The 19461-nt window shown below is 68.7% G+C and carries 16 protein-coding genes; 4 read left to right on the top strand and 12 right to left on the bottom strand.

Annotation, left to right across the window (positions count from 1 at the left end; genetic code table 11):
- Positions 1 to 73: 73 nt before the first annotated feature.
- On the top strand, positions 74 to 1183 hold the full coding sequence (locus OG584_RS01455) for an NAD(P)/FAD-dependent oxidoreductase (protein WP_405774142.1): 1110 nt from the start codon (positions 74 to 76) through the stop codon (positions 1181 to 1183).
- A 108-nt stretch (positions 1184 to 1291) separates the two neighbouring features.
- On the opposite strand, the gene OG584_RS01460 is transcribed toward OG584_RS01455, so the two are convergent.
- Positions 1292 to 3523, bottom strand: coding sequence for a serine/threonine-protein kinase (locus tag OG584_RS01460; protein ID WP_405774144.1), 2232 nt, complete (start codon positions 3521 to 3523; stop codon positions 1292 to 1294).
- Between the two features lie 583 nt (positions 3524 to 4106).
- Complete coding sequence (locus OG584_RS01465; protein ID WP_405774146.1) at positions 4107 to 4994, bottom strand: LysR substrate-binding domain-containing protein; 888 nt, start codon at positions 4992 to 4994, stop codon at positions 4107 to 4109.
- 83 nt (positions 4995 to 5077) lie between these two features.
- Between OG584_RS01465 and OG584_RS01470 the strand changes: the two genes are divergently transcribed.
- Entirely contained in the window at positions 5078 to 5677 is a 600-nt protein-coding gene (locus OG584_RS01470) for a nuclear transport factor 2 family protein (RefSeq protein WP_405774147.1), read from the top strand.
- A 291-nt stretch (positions 5678 to 5968) separates the two neighbouring features.
- Here OG584_RS01470 and OG584_RS01475 read toward each other — a convergent pair whose 3' ends face one another.
- Entirely contained in the window at positions 5969 to 6535 is a 567-nt protein-coding gene (locus OG584_RS01475) for a DJ-1/PfpI/YhbO family deglycase/protease (protein ID WP_405774149.1), read from the bottom strand.
- Between the two features lie 58 nt (positions 6536 to 6593).
- Positions 6594 to 6785: a hypothetical protein gene (locus tag OG584_RS01480; RefSeq protein WP_405774151.1), complete on the bottom strand. Its 192-nt coding sequence runs from the start codon at positions 6783 to 6785 to the stop codon at positions 6594 to 6596.
- A 423-nt stretch (positions 6786 to 7208) separates the two neighbouring features.
- Between OG584_RS01480 and OG584_RS01485 the strand changes: the two genes are divergently transcribed.
- On the top strand, positions 7209 to 8183 hold the full coding sequence (locus OG584_RS01485) for an LLM class F420-dependent oxidoreductase (protein ID WP_405783810.1): 975 nt from the start codon (positions 7209 to 7211) through the stop codon (positions 8181 to 8183).
- Positions 8184 to 8349: 166 nt separating this feature from the next.
- On the opposite strand, the gene OG584_RS01490 is transcribed toward OG584_RS01485, so the two are convergent.
- The 6 genes from OG584_RS01490 to map form a co-directional block, all read right to left on the bottom strand.
- A complete protein-coding gene (locus OG584_RS01490; protein ID WP_405774153.1) occupies positions 8350 to 9120 on the bottom strand; it encodes a maleylpyruvate isomerase N-terminal domain-containing protein in 771 nt (256 codons plus the stop codon).
- A gap of 221 nt (positions 9121 to 9341) precedes the next feature.
- Entirely contained in the window at positions 9342 to 11687 is a 2346-nt protein-coding gene (locus tag OG584_RS01495; protein ID WP_405774154.1) for a glycoside hydrolase family 65 protein, read from the bottom strand.
- Entirely contained in the window at positions 11684 to 12421 is a 738-nt protein-coding gene (locus tag OG584_RS01500; RefSeq protein WP_405774156.1) for an HAD family hydrolase, read from the bottom strand. The genes OG584_RS01495 and OG584_RS01500 overlap by 4 nt, the downstream gene beginning before the upstream one ends.
- Before the next feature lie 197 nt (positions 12422 to 12618).
- Positions 12619 to 14256, bottom strand: coding sequence for an NAD-dependent malic enzyme (locus OG584_RS01505; protein ID WP_405774158.1), 1638 nt, complete (start codon positions 14254 to 14256; stop codon positions 12619 to 12621).
- Positions 14257 to 14501: 245 nt separating this feature from the next.
- The gene (locus OG584_RS01510; RefSeq protein WP_405774160.1) at positions 14502 to 15041 is read right to left on the bottom strand and encodes an EF-hand domain-containing protein; all 540 of its coding nucleotides are present in this window, start codon (positions 15039 to 15041) and stop codon (positions 14502 to 14504) included.
- 195 nt (positions 15042 to 15236) lie between these two features.
- Positions 15237 to 16055: a type I methionyl aminopeptidase gene (gene map, locus OG584_RS01515; RefSeq protein ID WP_405774162.1), complete on the bottom strand. Its 819-nt coding sequence runs from the start codon at positions 16053 to 16055 to the stop codon at positions 15237 to 15239.
- A gap of 86 nt (positions 16056 to 16141) precedes the next feature.
- On the opposite strand from map, the gene OG584_RS01520 reads away from it, so the two are divergent.
- The gene (locus OG584_RS01520) at positions 16142 to 16408 is read left to right on the top strand and encodes a helix-turn-helix domain-containing protein (RefSeq protein WP_405774164.1); all 267 of its coding nucleotides are present in this window, start codon (positions 16142 to 16144) and stop codon (positions 16406 to 16408) included.
- A 117-nt stretch (positions 16409 to 16525) separates the two neighbouring features.
- Here OG584_RS01520 and OG584_RS01525 read toward each other — a convergent pair whose 3' ends face one another.
- Both OG584_RS01525 and OG584_RS01530 read right to left on the bottom strand, forming a co-directional pair.
- The gene (locus OG584_RS01525) at positions 16526 to 18349 is read right to left on the bottom strand and encodes an alkyl/aryl-sulfatase (protein WP_405774166.1); all 1824 of its coding nucleotides are present in this window, start codon (positions 18347 to 18349) and stop codon (positions 16526 to 16528) included.
- 145 nt (positions 18350 to 18494) lie between these two features.
- Positions 18495 to 19460, bottom strand: coding sequence for an HAAS signaling domain-containing protein (locus OG584_RS01530; RefSeq protein WP_405783812.1), 966 nt, complete (start codon positions 19458 to 19460; stop codon positions 18495 to 18497).
- Position 19461: the final 1 nt, after the last annotated feature.

Below are 19461 nucleotides of genomic sequence, written 5' to 3' on the forward strand. Positions count from 1 at the left end.
GACGGTGGCGGGCCGGCCAAAAGCGGCAGTTCGCCCATGTTTTGGGAAGGGGGCGTTCGTGAGGTACGGATCCGTGAAGCGGCCCAACCGTGTGGCTGTCATCGGAGTGGGCATCATCGGCGCCTGCGTGGGCTGGAACCTGACCCGGCGCGGGGCCAAGGTGGTCTTCATTGATGCAGGCCAGCCAGGCGAAGGCGTCACGAACTGGTCATTCTCGTGGGTAAACGCCAGTAACAAGACCGTGCGCAAGTCGTACTTCGACCTGAACGTCGCGGGCTTGGCGACTTACCGTGAGCTTGCGGCGGCCATCGGGCCAGGCTCATGGTGGCATCCCAGCGGTCACCTGCGCTGGGCAGACGATCCCGCAGCCGAGGCGAAGGACCTGAAAAACTCTGAACTGCTGGCCGCCTGGGACTACCGGGTTGAGGTGTGCACGGGAGCAGAGGTGCGTAGCCGCTTCGAACCCGCTCTCACGATGCCCGGCGAGGTTCCAGTCTGGTTCTACCCCGACGAAGCCTGGGTGCACGGACGACATCTTGTCGGCCGCCTGGTCGGCCAGGCCGTCGCGTCCGGCGCCGAGCTCTACTCCGGCATCGCAGTCCGTGACATCGGCACGGGTGCCGACGGGCGTATCCGGACCGTTGCTCTGGCCGACGGCAGCCGTCTCGACGTCGACACCGTCGTGAACGCGGCAGGCCCCCATGCCTCCCAGGTCGCCGGGCTCATCGCACGGCACTTGCCGATGCGCCGGGAACCCGGCGCTGTCACCCGGCTCGACTGTGCTCGGGTCCCGGTCCACCGGGCCATGCACGCCCCTCACATCGAGATCCGTCCTGACGGAGACGCGTCGGTGGTCCTCCACAGCCGCGAGATCGACGCACTCATCGGCACAGGCCAAGATCCAGCGGAACTCGGACGGCTGCTCCGGGAATCGGCGCGGCGGGTTGTGCCCGAACTAGGCAGTGCCCGCGTCACGGAGACACGGGTAAGCAACCGCCCCATCCCTGCCGACGGGTTTCCCTCGGTGGGAGCGCTGCCATCTGTACCGGGCTACTACGAGGCCGTTTCTCACAGCGGCATCACGCTCGGACCGGTCATCGGCCGGCTGCTTGCTGCAGAGATTCTCAGCGGGAAGAGGGATGAGATGCTCGCGGACTTCCGCCCGGAGCGGTTCTCCCTGTGACAGCCCGAGTCTCGGGTGTCAGTACGCAGGCGATGTGTCGTCGGAACCGGCGTCTTGGTCGGCGAGCGATGTGGCGGTCGTGCCGGCTTTCGGGTGGGGCGCCGAGGGTCAGCGCGACTTCGGCGGCTTCTGCGTGTCGAACGCGAAGAGGGTGTTCTTGGCCGCGGCCACGATCACCGCACGCCCCGCAACGGTCACGCGCGGGCTGGCGCCCTGCTCACCCGTCAAACCCTCGGACTGCGGATCGGTGGTCCACAGGGGTTTCCCGTCATGCGGCGCCAGCGCGACCACCCGGCCGGTGGCCGAGCTGAAGTACAGTGCGCCGGATCCGGCGACGGGACCCGAAGCGCCCTCCACGCCCGTCTGCCGCGACCATTCGTTCCGCCCGGTCGCCGGGTCGAGCGCAGTGACGAGACCGGTCTGTCCGCTCACGTAGACGGTGCCGTCCGCCATGCCGGGCGTCCCCTCGTACGGCCTGGCCAGCCGGGAGTACGTGACCTTCCGCGACGCCGGGTCGAAACGTGCCACCCCGTCGTAGCCGGCCAGCGCCGTTCCCTCCATGTGCTCATGGAGGAGTACGAGCCGTCCGTCGGCGACACCCATCGGCACCGCTGGGCCGTTGACCTCGACGGGCCCGCCCAGTGTCCCCGAGGCACGGTCGACCGCGTACAGAGTGGAGTGGCGCACTGCCGAGGCATCCACCTCCGCGTTCGTCGCGCACATCGCGAAGAGCTGTGGTCCCACCGGGACAGGAGCACACTGCGAACCCGCGGGGAACGGTGTCGTCCAGGCGATCTTCCCGCTGTGTGCGTCCCGGGCCTCGAAGCGGGAGTTGGAAGCATCGACGGTCACGACGGCGGAGCCGACCACCAGAGCGTCCTGTGTCCGGCCCGTGACGGCCTGCGACTGGGCGCCGGACGGTACGGACCAGAGCTCCCGGCCAGTGTTCGCGTCGACGGCCACCACCTCGCTGGGAGGATCCTGCGGGGCGTCCTGGGCGGCGAAGCGGTAACCGAGCACCGTGTCGTCGGTCGCGCCCACCAGGTGCATTCCCTGTACGGGGACGCCTGGGCTCTTCGCCGTCCACACCCGCGACCCGTCCGAGGCCCTGATACGGGCCGCGACAACACCGCCGCCCCCGCAGAACAGCGCGTCGTCACGGGCGATACACCGCAGCTCGTCCGGGATGTCCGCCTGACCTCCCGGCACGGCCTTGCGCCACGGCGCGAAGCCGGCCGGAAGCACGCCACCCGGCGCCGCGACGCTGTTGCCCTTGCCGCCGCCGCCGCTGCCCTTGTCGCCGCCGCCCTCGATCGCGGCTACGCCCCCGCCGATCGCTGCCACCGTGACCGCGGCCGCGAGTACGGGACGCCACCTGCGCCGCAGACGACGACCGATGAGGGTGCCGGTGCTCCCGGTACCGGGACCGGCCGGGGCAGCAGGCGCAGGGGTGTCCCGCGTCGCGAAGTGGTGCTGGGTGATCATGTCGCGGGTGCGGCCCGTGCCGGCCTCGTCCGCTTCCGTCTCTCCGAGATCGGCCGGCAGGTCCCGCAGCAGCACGAGTAGCTCGTCCGCCGATGGGCGCCCCTCGGGCTCCTTCTCCAGGCACGATTCGACGACTGCGCGCAAAGCCCCCGGGACCGCATCCAGTGACGGCTCGTCGTGGACCACCTGATATGCCGTCATGTACGGGCTGTCCGCGTCGAAGGGCCCATGGCCCGTCGCTGCGTACACCAGCAGCGTCCCCAGCGAGAACACGTCGGAACGCGGCCCCACACCACGCGGCGCCTGCAACTGCTCCGGCGACATGAAGGGTGGCGTGCCGATGACCCGCCCCGTCATCGTCAGCGTCTGCTGGTCGGCGGCGCGTGAGATGCCGAAGTCGATGACGCGCGGGCCTTCGGGCGACAGCACGACGTTCGAGGGCTTCAGGTCACGGTGCACGACCCCCACCCGGTGGATATCGCGCAGCGCCTCCGCCAGCCCGATGGCCAGCCTTCTCAGCTCCGCTCCGTTCAGCGGGCCCTTCGTAGCGATATGCTGGGCGAGCGTGTGCCCCTCGATATAGGCCGTCGCCATCCACGGCTGCTCGGCCTCCGGGGCGGCATCGACCACGGCGGCTGTGAACGCGCCGCTCACGCGCCTCGCCGCCGCCACCTCCTGCCGGAAACGGATACGGAACTCGTCGTCCCCCGCGAAGTGCTGGTGGATCAGTTTGATGGCGACGGGGCGCCCCGAACTCGTACGGGCCAGAAAGACCGTGCCCATGCCACCCGAGCCGAGCCGCGCCTCAAGCGGATAACCGCCGATCTCCGCTGGATCGCCTCCGCGCAGCGACACTCTTCCCGCCCTCCGTCCCCCGTGCACCTCTGCCACCACGGGCCTGCGTATCCGTCCTGCACACAAACTAGCCGCAAGCCAGTACGGCAGAGGGAAGCGGGTGGCGAACAGCGCACCTGCACCGCGCGGGAACTCCTTCTCGCTCGCTTCGGGAATCGATCGGTGAGCGCATCCGATGGAGGCACCAGGGCGGCTGTGGCCGGACCGGGCGTTACCCTGCACGAAGGCAGTCCAGGCCGGGCCTCGGGTGTCACCGTACGGCCAGGACGGCGTACGGGTCACCATCGGAGAACGGCAGGCCAACGACGCGGTACTGATCGCGGCCGATCGCTCCCGGCTTCAGCTCCGCGCCGTGTGACGGGCGCCCGGTGACAAGCGATTCGCGGCTGATGAGCCGCTCTCCGCTGTGGAGCGTTTCGCGGAACGACGGCAGCACCGCATCATCCGCACCGGCGGCAACCACTCGTCGCCGCTGCGGCTTCCGGTCAAGCCCGATTGACCCGGGGGAGGCCGGCGCTGCCGCCCCGTTCTAAGGCCGGACGGACGGCACTGCGGGCGTGGCCGCACCGACCCCGTACACGGCTCACGCCCCCGCCGCCCGGCCGGAGGAACTGACGAACGCGCGGACGGGGCCTCCGATTTCGTCGGGCCGGCTGAGCGTCACCACGTCCACTTCGGCGGCCATGCCGCGCAGGGGCCGGTAGACGATGTCCGGCAGCCCGATACGTTCCGCGGCGGCCGGAACCACGGCCACGCCGACGCCCGCCGAGGCGAGCGCGAGCACGCCGAGTGTGCCGGTCACCAGGTGGACGTGCCCGCGGCGTTCGGCCTGCCCGGCCTCGAACCGGTCCAGCACGCTCTCGTCGTCCTGATCGGCCGCGTACACGATGAGGTTCTCGCCTTCCAGGTCGGCGGGGGCCACCGAGACCGCGGAGGCCAGTTCGTGGTCGTGGCGTACGGCGATCGACAGCTTCGTCCGCGCCCTGCGCCTCACCACGAGGTCGTCCACGTCCCCCAGCCCGTTGTCGGGGCTGTACCCGATGTCGAGCGTCCCGTCACGGATGCCCTGCGCCTGCGCGGCAGGCGGGAGTTCGGTCACGTGGAGCTCCACTCGGGGGTGCGCCGTGTGGAAGCGACGCAGGTCCGTGGACAGGGTGCCTTCCAGCACGGCGATTCCGGAGAATCCGATCCGAACCGCCCCTGTCTCTCCTCTGACGGACTGCCGGGCGACATCCAAAGCGCGCCCGGCCTGCGCCAGCGTCCGCCGCGCCTCGACGAGCAGCAGCTTCCCCGCCTCCGTCAGTTCGACCCGGCGGCTGGTGCGGACGAAGACCTGGCCGCCCACCTCGCGTTCGAGCGCCTTGACCTGGGTGCTCAGCGTCGACTGGGTCACGTGCAGTCGCACGGCAGCTCGGCCGAAGTGGCACTCCTCGGCGACGGCCACGAAATAGCGCAGATGGCGAAGTTCCACGCGAAATCTCCGATCGTTTTCAGCGAACAATAGATCAGATCTATCAATTTGCACGATCGAAAGTGCGGTCGGAGACTGTGGATATGCCGATTTCGACAACGCTTCAGGACCGCCAGGACATCGCCGACCTCATGACCGGATGGATCCACCGTGATCAGGGCCGGTGGGACCGGCTCCGGGAGCTGTTCCACCCGGACGCCCGGATCGAGATCACCTGGTTCGATGGCGCGGCCTCGGACTTCGTCGACGCGTCCGCGCGGATGGCCACTACCGATCTGCGCACCAAGCACCTCATCACGTCTCCTGCCGTGACGTTCTCGGCCGACGGCACCCGCGCGGTCAGCGAGACCAACGCGGTCATCATCGCCGAGAACAGCAGCCTCGGCCTGGGCTGCAACGGCCACAATCGGTTCATCGACCGGTTGGAGCGCCGGAACGGCGTCTGGCGCATCGCCGACCGCAAGAGTGTGTACGACTTCGCCACCTTCACCTTCCCGGCCGGGATCGCCGAAATCGACCCCGAGGTGGTGGCCAGGTACCCCCGCGAGTACGGCGCGCTGGCTTACGTGCTCGACAGGAGCGGGTTCCCCCTTCTGCGCACCTTCGCGACCAAGGGCAGTGAACTGGAACGCGTCATCGTGGACTCCGCGTTCGACTGGCTGGGCGGAGATCCGCGGGCCTGACGGCCACCGCGGCCGCCTCGGTGAACGGCGTCGTGCACTTCGGTACTACCGGGGAGCTCGCGGTAGTGGCCCGGTCGGGCATGACCGCAACGCCGGACAGTACGGGAATGCGACCGGCGCAGTTCTTCGCGGCTCTGTGCACCCACCCCACCCGCCCGGACATCCCAGCTCCGGCGCGCAGCTCGCCAGGCCCGGTGGCCCGCAGGCTCACGTGCCGGGGCCTGCAGCCCGGAATCTGATCACGGCCCAGGGGGCAGACCCTTGTTCGGCCGCACTCACGCCGATGTCCGCTCAGGGGCCGACGAGGGCCTGGTGGATCGCGCCGAGGAAGTCGTCGAGGTCCTTGGGTGTCCGGGATGTCACCAGGGTGTAGCCGCCTTCGGAGTCACTCACGACCGGTTCGTCCACCCAGGCCTTCGCTCCCGCGTTGCGGATGTCCGTCCGCAGGGAGGGGTAGGACGTCAGTGTCTTGTCCCGGAGGACATCTGCTTCCACCAGGGCCCAGGGTCCGTGACAGATGGCCGCGACAGGGCGGCCCGACGCCGCGAACGCCTTGACCATGGCGACGGCCCTCTCATCCAGCCGGAGGTTGTCAGCGTTGAGGGTGCCGCCTGGGATCAGCAGCAATTGGTGGGCGAGGGGGTCCACCGTCTCGAAGGTGGCAGAGGGCCGTACGGTCTCGCCGGAGTCCTTGTCTCCCACCAGGGTCTGGATGAGGTCCGCCGTGGCAGCGGCCACTGTGACGTCCGCGCCGTCCTCGCTGAGCCGCCTGAGCGGAACAAGCAGCTCGTCCTGCTCGACACCGTAATTGGTGACGAGCGCGAGGACCCGGTGCCCATTGAGTGGCTTGTCGGTCATGGTGCGCCTTTCCCTGTGTGTGATTCGCCAAATGGATCGGGGACCCGAAAGGACCGCTCTACGGGAAGAGCGCGATGCCGGCCGCGATCAGCACGATGATCGCGACAACGATCCCCGCCACGGCCCAGGCACTCCGGTGCTGCAAAGGCTTCCGGGGCTGCCCTCCGCGGGGTCGGTCCTCCGGCAGCACGGGGTTTTCGGGACGATCGCGTGCATAGAAATCGTCGTCGTCATCCTGGGCGTTGACCATAGGGAAACCTCATCCTCATAGTGCGGGAAATTCAAATTCTGGATACCCGCGAAACAGCGACAATATGCTGACGTTCCCGCATATGCCGCAGGGCCCGCGGCACCGCGGAAATTCACCGAAGGATTTCATCTCGCGTCGACGCAGAGGGCGGGCGGTACAGGCACCAGCGCCGAGGCACAGACAGCTGGGATCCGGCTTGCACGAGACAGACCCGCGAAAGGCGCGAGAAAGGCACGGCGGAACTCGTCTCGAAGTGTGCCGGGTCATTGCGTGTCCGGTCCGGTGGGTGCGGCGCATGAACGCGCGTCTCCTGGGCAAGCGGGCCACCAGTCCGTCGGCTCTCCGCGTTTGCGCGCCTACTCCGTGCGCGTCAGGGTCGGCATGACGCATCGTTCTGTCTCGTCGAACTGGAGGGTGAGCATCATGGTGTCCATCGGCTACACGATGATGACCGAGCAGGCCGGCCCGCGTGAGCTTGTGGACCATGTGGTCGGTGCGGAACGAGCCGGCTTCGATTTCTCCGTCACCTCGGACCACTACTTCCCCTGGCTCGAAAGCCAGGGCCACGCGCCGTACGCCTGGAGCGTGCTCGGCGCAGCCGCACAGGCGACCACGCGTATCCCGCTGATGACGTATGTGACGTGCCCGACCACCCGCTACCACCCCGCGGTTGTCGCTCAGAAGGCCGCGACGATGCAACTCCTGTCGGAGGGGCGCTTCCGCCTGGGGCTGGGTTCCGGCGAGAACCTCAACGAGCATGTGGTCGGCCGGGGCTGGCCCGCCGCTCACGTACGCCTGGAGATGCTGGAGGAGGCTGTGGGAATCATCCGGGCCCTCTTCTCCGGTGAGAACGTCAGCCACCACGGGGACCACTTCGACGTCGAGAACGCCAAGCTCTGGGACCTCCCCGACACACCTGTGCCCATCGGCGTCGCGGTATCCGGGAAACTGTCCTGCGCCATCGCGGGACGCATCGCCGACCTGATGATCGCCACCGAGCCCAAGAGTGATCTCGTCGCAGGATTCGAACGGGACGGCGGCGCGGGCAAACCCAGGGTCGGACAAGTACCGCTCTGTTTCGACACCGACAGGGACACGGCGATCGCGCGGGCACACGACCAGTTCCGGTGGTTCGCCGGCGGCTGGAAGGTCAACGCCGAACTCCCCGGCACGGAGGGGTTCGCCGGGGCGACCCAGTTCGTGACGCCCGAGGATGTGGCCGATGCGATCCCCTGCGGCGACGACGTCGACTCGTTCGTCGAAGCCGTACGGCCCTACGTCGACGCCGGCTTCACGGAAGTGGCCCTCGTCCAGATCGGCGGGGACCAGCAGAAGCCGTATCTGGAATGGGCCGAGCGCAAGTTGCTGCCGGCTCTTCGTGACATCCGGCCCAGCTGACCCCGACCGCGCCGTACGAGTACGGGTGGCGGCGACGGCAGCGTGAGCGCGGGCCGAGCGGTGGAAGAACTCTGCGCTCGGCCGGCCAGGGCAGCTCTTGAGCTGGAAACCTGCGGACCGTCCGGCATGGGGGTATCGCCGTGCAATGGGAGTGCACGGGAGGACCTCAGTAGCCGCTGAGCAGCGCGCGCACCGCACGGAGAGTCTGTGGCCCCGCGTCACTGTGCCAGCGCGTGGGGTCGCAGGGGCGCCGGCCCCACAGGAGCAGGTTGCGCACAGCGGCATCGCTCTCGATGGTCGCCGGCCCCTCGGGCGGGGCGAAACCGATACTCGTCCCGTCCGCGTCGGCGGTGATCAGGACGTCGTCGGTACCAGGTGTCCGCAGCCGGCCTTCGATCCGGCCTGAGCGGCCGAGGTCCACATCTGCCGAACCTCTGGCCAGCAGTGGCTGGCCGACGGAGTTCACGCTGTGCTCGGTCATCCACGACGCGGTCAGTGCCTCGACCGCGGTGCTGTCGTCCCCCGTCAGGTCCCAACGGTGCAGGATCAGTTCCTCGCGCATGTGCTCGGCGAAGAAAGGGACCGTCACAGCCCGGCCCGTCCACATCACGATGGTCTCCGGTGGCAGCTCCCGCTCCGCGGCCCCGGTGATCTCGGTGAGCTGCTCGCACCGCCTGGTGAATGCCGCCCACAGCTCGGTTTCGGACAGCACCCGGTAGGGATTCTCCCGGTCGAAGTTCCGGGTCTCGACCGGCTCCCCCGCCATGTACGCGGCGAGCACACGAGCCAGCTCCTCGGCGTTACCGCTCTGATGGATCAGAACATCACGGACCGTCCATGCCTCGCACCAGGTGCCGTCATAGGGACGTCTCGCTCGAACGGCATGGGCAAACGGCTCCCACTCCGGCAGTACCTCAAGAACTCGGGATGCAACCACGAGGCTTGCACTAACCCGCCCGGCCGGCCTTGAAACCCCGGGCCGGCCGACGAAGCCTCCCCGACGGGGTCTTCCCCGCTGCTGGGGTCTGCCCGCCCGGCCCACGTGGTCCTACGGTCCTGGGCCCCGACGGCGCCCTGCACACCGTAGGGGTGAGGGAGCGGAGAGCGCCCGTCCTCATCACTGGAACACGCCCCTGGAGGCGGTGCCTTCCGGCTGGGTCACGAGGCGTGGTGGGGCGCTCTGCCGTGAGGCTGCAGGGGCGCGGGCCGTGGGGTGAGGCGCGGAATATGGCGGACTTCCGGTGTCCCGCAGGACACGGTGACCAGTTCACCGTGGTGCCGCAACTCCAGGGGCTCTCCCTCCACCAGGGTGTAGGTGGCCTGGGAGCTCCTGATCTCCACTCGCAGGCACTGCTCCATGACCTTCACCTTGAAGGCGAGGCGGCTGAACTTCTCCGGGAGCCTCGGAGCGAACTCCAACGACCGGCCCCGGTGGCGCATGCCGCCGAAACCCGCGACCAGAGCTGTCCAGGTGCCCGCGAGTGAGGCGATGTGCAATCCGTCGCGGGTGTTGTTCTCACGGTCTTCGAGGTCCATCAGGGCCGTTTCGACCAAGTAGTCGTAGGCAAGACGCAGATGGCCGACCTCGGCGGCCATGACTGCCTGAGGTCCCGCCGACAGCGACGAGTCCCGGACGGTCAGCGGTTCGTAGTAGTCGAAATTCCGGGCCTTCTGCTCCGCGCTGAAGTAGTCGCCCCGCACATACATGGCCAGAACGAGGTCGGCCTGCTTCACGACCTGCCTGCGGTACAGGTCGAAGTACGGATGATGAAGCATCAGCGGATACGCCTCGGGAGGTGTGCCGTCGAAGTCCCAGGTCTGGTGGCCGGTGAATCCGGCATGCTGCTCGTGCACCTCCAGTTCCTTGTTGTACGGCACCGACATGGCCTCTGCGGCATCCCGCCAGGTGGCGCTCTCCTCGTCGTCGGCGCCGAGCAGTGCGGCCTCCTGAGGGTGCTGCTCCACCACGTCGGCTGCGGCGTGCAGATTCGCCTGAGCCATCAGGTTGGTGTACGCGTTGTCGTCCATGACGGCGCTGTACTCGTCCGGACCGGTGACACCGTCGATGTGGAATCGGCCGTGGTGGTCATGGTGCCCGAGCGAGCTCCACAGACGTGCTGTCTCCACCAGAATGCCCACACCCACCTCGCGTTCGAACTCCGTGTCGCCGGTCGCTGACACATACCGTACGACCGCGTCGGCGATGTCGGCGTTCACGTGGAACGCCGCGGTCCCCGCAGGCCAGTAGGCCGAGCACTCGGCCCCGTCGATGGTGCGCCAGGGGAACGCGGCCCCTTGAAGACCCAGCTGGCTCGCACGCTCCCGTGCGGCAGGCAGGGTCTCGTGGCGCCATCGCAAGGCCTCCTGCACGGCGTGCGGCGACGTGTAGGTCAGCAACGGCAGCACGAAGGCCTCGGTGTCCCAGAACGAATGGCCGTCGTAGCCGGAGCCGGTCAGCCCCTTGGCCGGGATGGCGCGTTTCTCCGCTCGGGCCCCGGCCTGCAGTACGTGGAAGAGAGCGAACCGGACCGCTTGCTGAATCTCGCCGTCACCCTCCACCTCCACGTCCGCGCCCGCCCAGAACTCGTCGAGGTAGGCCCGCTGCTCGTGGACCAGCCCCTCCCATCCGGTACTGCGCGCCGCGGCCAGCGCCGCGTCGACCTGATCGCGCAGAGCGGGGAGCGAGCGGGTCCCCGACCATCCGTAGGAGACCGTCTTCTCCATCCGCAGGGACTCTCCCGGGGCGAGCACCGAAGTGACGGTCAGCCGGCTGACGTCCGCGCTGCTCTCACTGCTCGTACGGACGGAGTCGGGCCCGTGCACGACATGATCGGCCGCCGCTGCGATCCGCAGCCCGCTGCGGGACGTGCAGTGCACCAACCGCAGACGCAGCCCGTCGGCGAAGTCCTCCTCCGCGGTCAGGGTGGAATCCGGGCCGACGGCTCCGCGCGGGTCTCCGTTGTTCTGCGGCAGCTGCTCGTTCGCGACGAGCTCGGACTGCACGACGACACGCACCGTGTCATCGACCGGCTCCACCTCGTAGAGCACTGCGGCGATGGCACGCTGTGTGAAGGAGACGAGCCGGGTCGAGCGGACCCGTACCGTCCCACCCGCCGGTGAGGTCCACTCGCACGTCCTGCGCAGCAGCCCGCTTCGCAGGTCAAGGACACGTTCGTGGGAGTGCAGCTTGCCGTAGCGAAGATCGAACGGCTCGTCATTGACCAGGAGCCTGATGATCTTCCCATTGGTGACGTTGATGACCGTCTGGCCGGACTCGGGGTAGCCGTAGCCCGCCTCCGCGTAGGGCAGCGCGTGCAGTTCGTGCACACCGTTCAGATAGGAGCCCGGCAGCCCGTACGGCTCCCCCTCGTCGAGGTTTCCCCGCCAGCCGATATGCCCGTTCGACAGTGCGAACACCGATTCGCTCTGCGGGAGCACGTCGAGACCCAGTGCGCTTTCGCGCAGTTGCCACGGCTCGACGGCATAGGAGGAGTGTGTGATCACGAGTTGCTCTCCAGGTCGGCGAGGTCTTCGACGACACGGTCGGCCCCGTGGGCGCGCAGCGCCTCGGCCTGGCCGACCCGGTCGACGCCGACGACGTAACCGAAGCGGCCGGCCTTTCCGGCATCCATTCCGGCGAGGGCGTCCTCGAAGACGGCTGCTTCGGAGGCTGCCACTCCCAGCTCGCGCGCGGCCTCGAGGAACGTGTCGGGTGCGGGCTTGCCCGGGATGTTCCGTTCGGCGGCGACCACACCGTCGATGCGTACCTCGAAGAGTTCCTCCGCGCCGACCGCCGCAAGAATCGTGCGGCAGTTGGCGCTGGAGGAGACGACAGCTGTACGCAGGCCGCTCGCTCTGACGGCGTCGATGTACTTCAGGGATCCCGGGTAGGCGTCGACTCCCTGGGTGCGGATCTTCTCAAGGACCAGGATGTTCTTCCGGCGGCCGAGGCCGTGCACCGTGTTGTCCTCGGGTGCGTCGTCCGGGCTTCCCTCGGGGAGCGAGATGCCGCGGGATGCCAGGAACGTGCGCACACCGTCCTCACGGGGCCGCCCGTCGACGTACTCGTCGTAGTCGGACGCCGAGTCGAACGGCCGGAAGCCGGGGCCGTCGCACTCCTGGAGGAACGCGTCGAACATTTCCTTCCACGCGGCCGCGTGCACGACCGCCGTCTTGGTGATGACACCGTCGAGATCGAACAGGCAGGCTCTGATTTCATCCGGCAGTCCAAGTTTCATGGAGGGCGCCTTCCCCGCCCGGCCCCTCGCCCATGCCTGCCGGGACTTATTCCGCCCGCACGCCGCCACTCGATACACCGTCAGCCGTCAGCCGACGACGAGCATCCGTTCCGGATCCGTGAACGGTTCGCCCGCTGGGAGGCCGAAGCCCTCCCGTCGGCGGAGACACCGGGGCGGAGTGTCTGTGCCTCCCGTGCTCAGTAGCCAGGTGTCCAGCGGGTGTCACGGACCGCGGCGCGCAGCTCATCGTCCGAGGCATCCGGGGCTACGCCGTCAGCGACAGCCTGCCGGGCCACAGCCAGCGCGATACCGTCGGCGACGTCACGGACGTTCGCCCACTCCGGGAGCAGCGGGGCCTCGGCATCCGACAGTGCGGGAGAGGCATCACCGAGCGCGCGGGCAGCCGCCCGCATCATCGCGTTGGTCACCCGATTCGCCCGCGCCGCCGTCACAGCCAGCCCTACGGCCGGGAAGACGTAGACGTTGTTGCACTGCGCGACCGGGACGTCGGCACCGTCCCGTCGCAGGGGTGGGAACGGCGAACCCGTGGCGATCAGAACCTTGCCGTCGGTCCAGCTGTCCAGATCCGCGGGCCGGGCCTCCGCGTTCGCGGTCGGATTGGACAGCGGGAAGATGATCGGGCGGTCCACCTTCCCGGCCATGGTCCGGACGATTTCCTCGGTGAACGCGCCCTGCGCCGTGGAGAGCCCGAGCAATACCCCCACTCGCAGGTTCTCGATGACATCCGTCAGCTGCACGAGACCGCGGACACCCCACTCCTCGACGTCGGCGGGATCGTGCGCGAACGCACGCTGGTCCTCGGCAAGATCGTCGCGGTCGGTGGTGAGCAGACCATGGACGTCGAGGATCCAGCAGCGGGCGCGGGCCTCCCTGTCCGAGAGGCCCTCGTCGACCATCTCCTGACGAACCATGTCCATCACCCCGATGCCCGCGGACCCGGCACCGAGCATCACCACCCGCTGTTCCTTCAGCGGAAGCCCGGCAACCCTGGTCGCCCCGCGCAGCGCGCCCAGCGCAACGGCGGCCGTGCCCTGAATGTCGTCGTTGAAGGTGAGCAGCCGGTCCCGGTAGCGATCGAGAATCGGCGCGGCGTGCGGGGTGGCGAAGTCCTCCCACTGCAACAGGACGTCCGGCAGTTCGGCCCGCACCGCATCCACGAACGCGTCCACGAACGCGAAGTAGTCGTCGTCGCCGATGCGCCGGTGACGCCACCCCAGGTAGAAGGGATCGTCAAGCAGATCGGCGTTGTCCGTACCGACGTCGAGCAGTACCGGCAGGGTGCGCGCCGGGTCGATGCCCCCGATCAGGGTGTAGAGCGAGAGCTTGCCTACCGGGATTCCCATCCCGCCGACGCCTTGGTCCCCGATGCCGAGGATGCGCTGCCCGTCGGTGACGACGATGACGTCCACGTCTTCGTGCGGGCGGTTGCGCAGCATCTCCCCCAAGTGCTCCCGGTCGGGCCAGGAGAGGTACAGCCCGCGCGGACGCCGCCACAGCTCGGAGAACCGCCTGCACCCCTCCGCGACCGTCGGGGTGTACACCAACGGAAGCGATCCCGGCACGTCATGGGCGAGCACCGCGTAGAAGAGGTTCTCGTTGCGGTCCTGCAGGGACCGCAGGTACACGTAGCGCTGGAGGTCATCGGCCTGCCGATGGATCTCGCCCCACGACCGGCGGACCTGCTCGTCCAGGGTGGTCACTGAGTACGGGAGCAGTCCGCGCAGTCCCTGTTGGGCGCGCTCGGCGGCGCTGAACGCGGTGCCCTTCGTACGCAAGGGGTCGGACAGCAGGCCGGAGCCGGAGAGATCGTTCATACGGCCATGTTCACGGAGAACCGGCGCCTGCCGCACCCCCAACACGCCACCCTGATCGGCCGGCTGCCGTCTCCTCGGCCAGGCCGCCGCCGCTCCTGGCGGTGGCAGTCCCGATGCGCCAGGTACCGCGCCGGACTCCACGAGCTGGTCCACGTAGACCGACCGGACAGCTCTCAGCCGCTTCGACAAGGAGTCCCGGCAGCTCCGCTGCCGGGACTCCTCGGATGCGATCAGCCGAACCGTGCCTATCCGGAGAACCGGCCGCAGAGCCAGTTGCCCGGCTCCACCGGATCGTCGCTGAGCCAGAACTGACGCCAGAGCAGAGCGAATTCCTCGCGGCTGAGGTGACCGTCACCGTTCAGGTCGAGCAGCTCGAAGACACCCGTCATGTCGACGGACCGCCCGTTCCACGTCTCGACGAGACTGCGGTGTTCCTCCGGGGAGATGACGCCGTCGCCATTGGCGTCCACGGCGTCGAAGATGGTGTCGGCCGTCGCCTCGACGTCCGCGACCATGGCGGGCAACTTGTCCACCAGGGCGAGGAGTTCACTCATGTCGATCGCCCCGTCGCCATTGGCGTCACCGGTCTCCAGCAGCGCCGCCCACCACCCCATCAGCAGCGTTTCCACCCGCACACCGAGTTCCGTCCCGGGTCGGGCTGCCGGCAGCCGGCTCCACCGGGCGACAAGCGCCCGGAAATCGTCCTCACGCAGGAGACCGTCGCCGTCCGCGTCGAACGCGGTGAACATCCCCCTGAGCTTGCGCTCCTGAAACGCACTGGCCACGAGCAGCCTCCCTCGACGCAGACGCGAACCATGGGCCATCGCCGTACGGGACGACTGCCGACGTGTAACTCTAGGACGGGACGCGCCCTCCGCCCCACGGGCACATACGCACGAACACTCACCCACCCTCGGGCCACCACCCGGAACCGCTGATGGAGCGTCGCCCACCGGGGCGTCATCCCCGTTGGACCCTCGTCAGCGTCGGGTCGCCGAAGGCTTCACCTGACCGTCCAGCGCCTCATCGACCTGAGGGCGCCGGGTGAGCACGAGCGGGCCGGTCTCGGTGATGGCAACCGTGTGCTCGGAATGAGCTGTGCGCGAGCCGTCGGCCGAGCGGATCGTCCAGCCGTCCGGGTCAAAGACGATCTTGTTGGTTCCGGCGGCGAACCAGGGCTCGATGGCGATCGTCAGTCCGGGCCGCAGCTTCCAACCACGTCCGGCACGGCCGTCGTTGGGAATGTGGAGGTCCTCGTGCATCGTGCGGCCGATACCGTGTCCGCCGAACTCCAGATTGACCGGGTAACCGTACTCGGCGGCGACCGCGCCGATGGCCGCCGAGATGTCGCCGAGCTTGTTGCCCGGCCGGGCAACCTTGATCGCGGCCTCCAGGGCGACCTCTGTCGCCTCGATCAGCCTCAGGTCCTCCTCTGCCGGGGTGCCGACGATGACGGAGCGGGCCGAGTCGGCGGCCCAGCCGTCGACCCTCACCGCCATGTCCATACTCAGCAGGTCTCCGTCGCGCAGCTTGTAGCTGTGCGGCAGCCCGTGCAGCACAGCATCATTGACCGAGAGGCACACCACGTTGCGGAACGGGCCCTTGCCGAACGAGGGCTCGTAGTCCCAGTAGCAGGACTCCGCGCCGCGCTCCTTGATCCGGCGGCGAGCATGATGTTCCAGGTCCAGCAGGTTGACCCCCACTGCGGCGAGGTCACCGAGCTCGGCCAGCACTTGGCCGACGAACTGGCCAGTGACATGCATGCGCGCGATGTCTTTGGGAGATTTGTGCTCGATCACTGCGGTCCTCGATTCCCCAGGGCGTCCGACAGGTATATTTATACCAGGTGGTTGCCGCCGGACACCCTCGCCCCTAGCATGTGTGGATGGTTCGCTATCCGCTCGCCCCCGAACAGATCGAGGCGGGCCGACGCCTCGGGGCCGCGTTGCGCTCCGCCCGCGCCGGACGCAGCCCCGCAGAAGTGGCCTTGGCGGCAGAGATCTCGCCGGAGACCCTCCGCAAGATCGAGACCGGTCGGCTGCCGACGCCCGCTTTCGGCACCATCGTCCGGCTCAGCGAGGTGCTTGGCGTACCACTGGCCGAGCTCGCCGTCATCTGGCGTACAGATCCCCTCCTGAGCAGGGCCTCCTGAGTACGGCCTCCTGAGGGCTGCACACCCAGGCGCAGACCACCCGGGGGTGCACGGATCGCCGCGCCCGTTCCGGTGCGCCTCCCGGACGCGGGCCGGAACGCGCGGGGGCGTCCGCGGTCAGGGCGTGACGATGGGGAAATCGGGGTCGGGGGTGTCGAGCAGGCCCACGAGGGCGGCGAGGACCTGAGGGTCGCCCTGGACATGAACGCCGTCCAGCCCCTTGCCAGCCAGTACCGCGAGGAGCTGCGGTTTCGTGAGGGTCAAGGTCAGGTCGGCGGCCGGGCCACTGACCTCCGGGGCGGCATCGGTGCTGCGGTACGTGAGGGCTCCGTTGGACAGCAGCAGGTGCCAGGTGCCGCCCTCGTCGGTGAGGTGCCAGGTCATGGTGAGCTTCTCGTCCCACGCGCGCGGGCCGTCGACGCGGATGGCGAGTGAGTCGATGAGCATGTCGACGGTGAGTGCCATCGCCATCTCGGGGTTGGTCGTCTCCAGCGAGGTGTGCGCGACGGTGCCACGCAGTTCCTGGGCACCCATCAGGTAGAAGTTGCGCCAGGTGCCGTTCTCCGAGCCGTGACCGAGCGTTTCGTACACCGAGGCCAGGGCCTCCTTGGCGTCCTTGTTGCCGGGGTCGGCGAAGACCGCGTGCCCCAGTAGTGTCGCGGCGAAGCGCAGGTCCCCCGATGCGGCGTACTCCTCGCCCTTGGCGACCAGTGCGGCCACACCGCCGTAGTCGGCGGCGAACCGCTTCGCCTGCTCGGTCGGCGGGTGCTCCCACAGGTGCGCGGGGTTGCCGTCGAACCATCCCATGTAGCGCTGGTAGATGGCCTTGGCGTTGTGACTGACAGAACCGTAGTAACCGCGGTTGGCCCACCGGTTCGCGATGGCCGGGGGCAGTTCGATCCGCTCGGCGATCTCCGCGCCGGTCAGTCCCTGGTTGGTCATGCGCAGGGTCTGGTCGTGCAGGTACGCCCACATGTCCCGCTGGCCGGCCAGGTGCTCGACGACACGGTCCTGGCCCCAGGTGGGCCAGTGGTGGGAGGCGAACGCGACCTCGGCCCGGTCACCGAACAGTGTGATCGTCTCACCCAGGTAGTGCGCCCAGATACGCGTGTCGCGGACCACCGCGCCGCGCAGGGTCAGGATGTTGTGCATGTTGTGGGTCGCGTTCTCCGCCATGCACAGCGCGCGCCGGTCGGGGAAGTAGAAGTTCATCTCGGAGGGCGCCTCGGTGTCCGGCGTCATCTGGAAGATGATCCGCACACCGTCGACGGTCTCCTCCTGACCGGTGCGGGTGATGTCCAGCGTCGGCGGTACGAGAGTGATCGTGCCCTTGGACGTAGTCATGCCCAGCCCCGCGCTGATGTGACCGGCAGGCCCCCGCTCCAGTTCGGCGCCGTACATGTACACGGCACGGCGTGTCATCGCACCGCCCGCGTACACGTTCTCCGCCACCGCGTGCTCCAGGAACCCAGCCGGGGCGATCACCGGCACCGGGGGGTGACCGTGCGGCAGAACCCCGCGGGACCCCCCGAAGTGGTCTCCGTGTGAATGCGTGTAGATCAGCCCGGTGACCGGCCGTTCGCCACGGTGCTCGCGGTACAGCGCGAGCGCGGCCGCCGCGGTCTCGGCGGAGATCAGCGGGTCGATGACGACGACACCCGCGTCGCCCTCGACCAGCGTCATGTTCGACAGGTCCAGGTTCCGTACCTGGTAGATCCCCTCGGTCACCTCGAACAAGCCCTGCTTGTTGCACAGTTGACTCTGCCGCCACAGGCTGGGGTGCGCACTGTCGGGGCAGTCCTCGTCCAGGAACGCGTACGTGTCACCGTCCCAGACCACCCGGCCGTCATCCATCCGGATGACCGCGGGTGAGAGCGCGGCGACGAAGCCGCGCTCTGCGTCGTCGAAGTCGGACCTGTCGGCGTAGTCGAGTTCACTCATAGGCAACGAATAGCCTACAAAAGGGCTGCTTGCCCATCACCGCAACGCGCGCCCAGCGATGTAGCCTCCCGGAATCCGGGCTCTCCGCGCCCCGCACAGGCGACTGACGGCCCCCGAACGTCGCGAACATTCCGGAAGCCCGGATTCAGCCCCGTGCTTCACGGAACCGCTTCAGCACCTCGCCCGCGCCCACTGCCAGGACCCCCAGTACCACCACGGTATAGAAGGAGTCCGGGGCCTGCCAGCTACCGTTGGCGTCGGACAGGAAGGCCGGGTTGAAGAATTCCCGCCGGTGCACGACCCACGCGAGCGGCAGCGTGAAAGCCACTTCGGCGGCGATGCTCCAGACCGCGAGCGAACGCGCCGGTACCCGCACCGCCCGGATCACGTCGAGCGCCACGAGACCGGCGAGGCCAGCCAGGATCGGCCAGATCCAGCCCGACCACAGACCCGGGTCGAGCACGTCGAGACGTTTCCCGTGGGCCGTCCGGTACGGCTGCACGGTGTGCTGCCAGACGATCAGGGCGACCAGCAGCGCGTGCCACGCCGTCGCGGCGCACGCCGCCGCGCCGCGCCTGTTCGGCGTGCGGGGCGCGGGGAGGTCATCGGGCGTCCAGGTTCTGCCGATCGGACCGGACCGCTTACCGGACCCGAACCGCTCAACCAGGGCGAAGACCACGGTCAGCCAGGCGATCATCTGCGCGCCGACGGAGAACACCGCCCCGACGGCCCCACCGATCACCTCGGCGGCCCCCTGGCCGTCCAGGACGTCGAGCACCACCCCCAGGGCGGTGACCACCGGCAGGACAGCGCACAGCAGGACCGTGAGGAGACGCACGTATGCCGGGTAGGACCCTGCCCCGATCAGGGCGAGCGGTCTGTCCGCGTACTGGGCGGCGAGCCTGATCGGGTCGCCCATCTCGGTGAGAACGTCGCGTTCGGCGGCATCCAGGCCGTCGGGACCGCGGGCCTCAACAGTGTCAGCGATCGTGGCACGCAACTCGTCGGCCACATCGCCTCGCTGGCCGGCCGGGATACGCCGGACGACCTCCGTCACGTAGCGGTCGGTCAGCGCACCGGCGCCGGACCCCCGCAACACCCCATGCGACATA

Origin of the sequence: Streptomyces sp. NBC_00859 (genome assembly GCF_045161865.1) — a bacterium.
GTDB lineage: Bacteria > Actinomycetota > Actinomycetes > Streptomycetales > Streptomycetaceae > Streptomyces.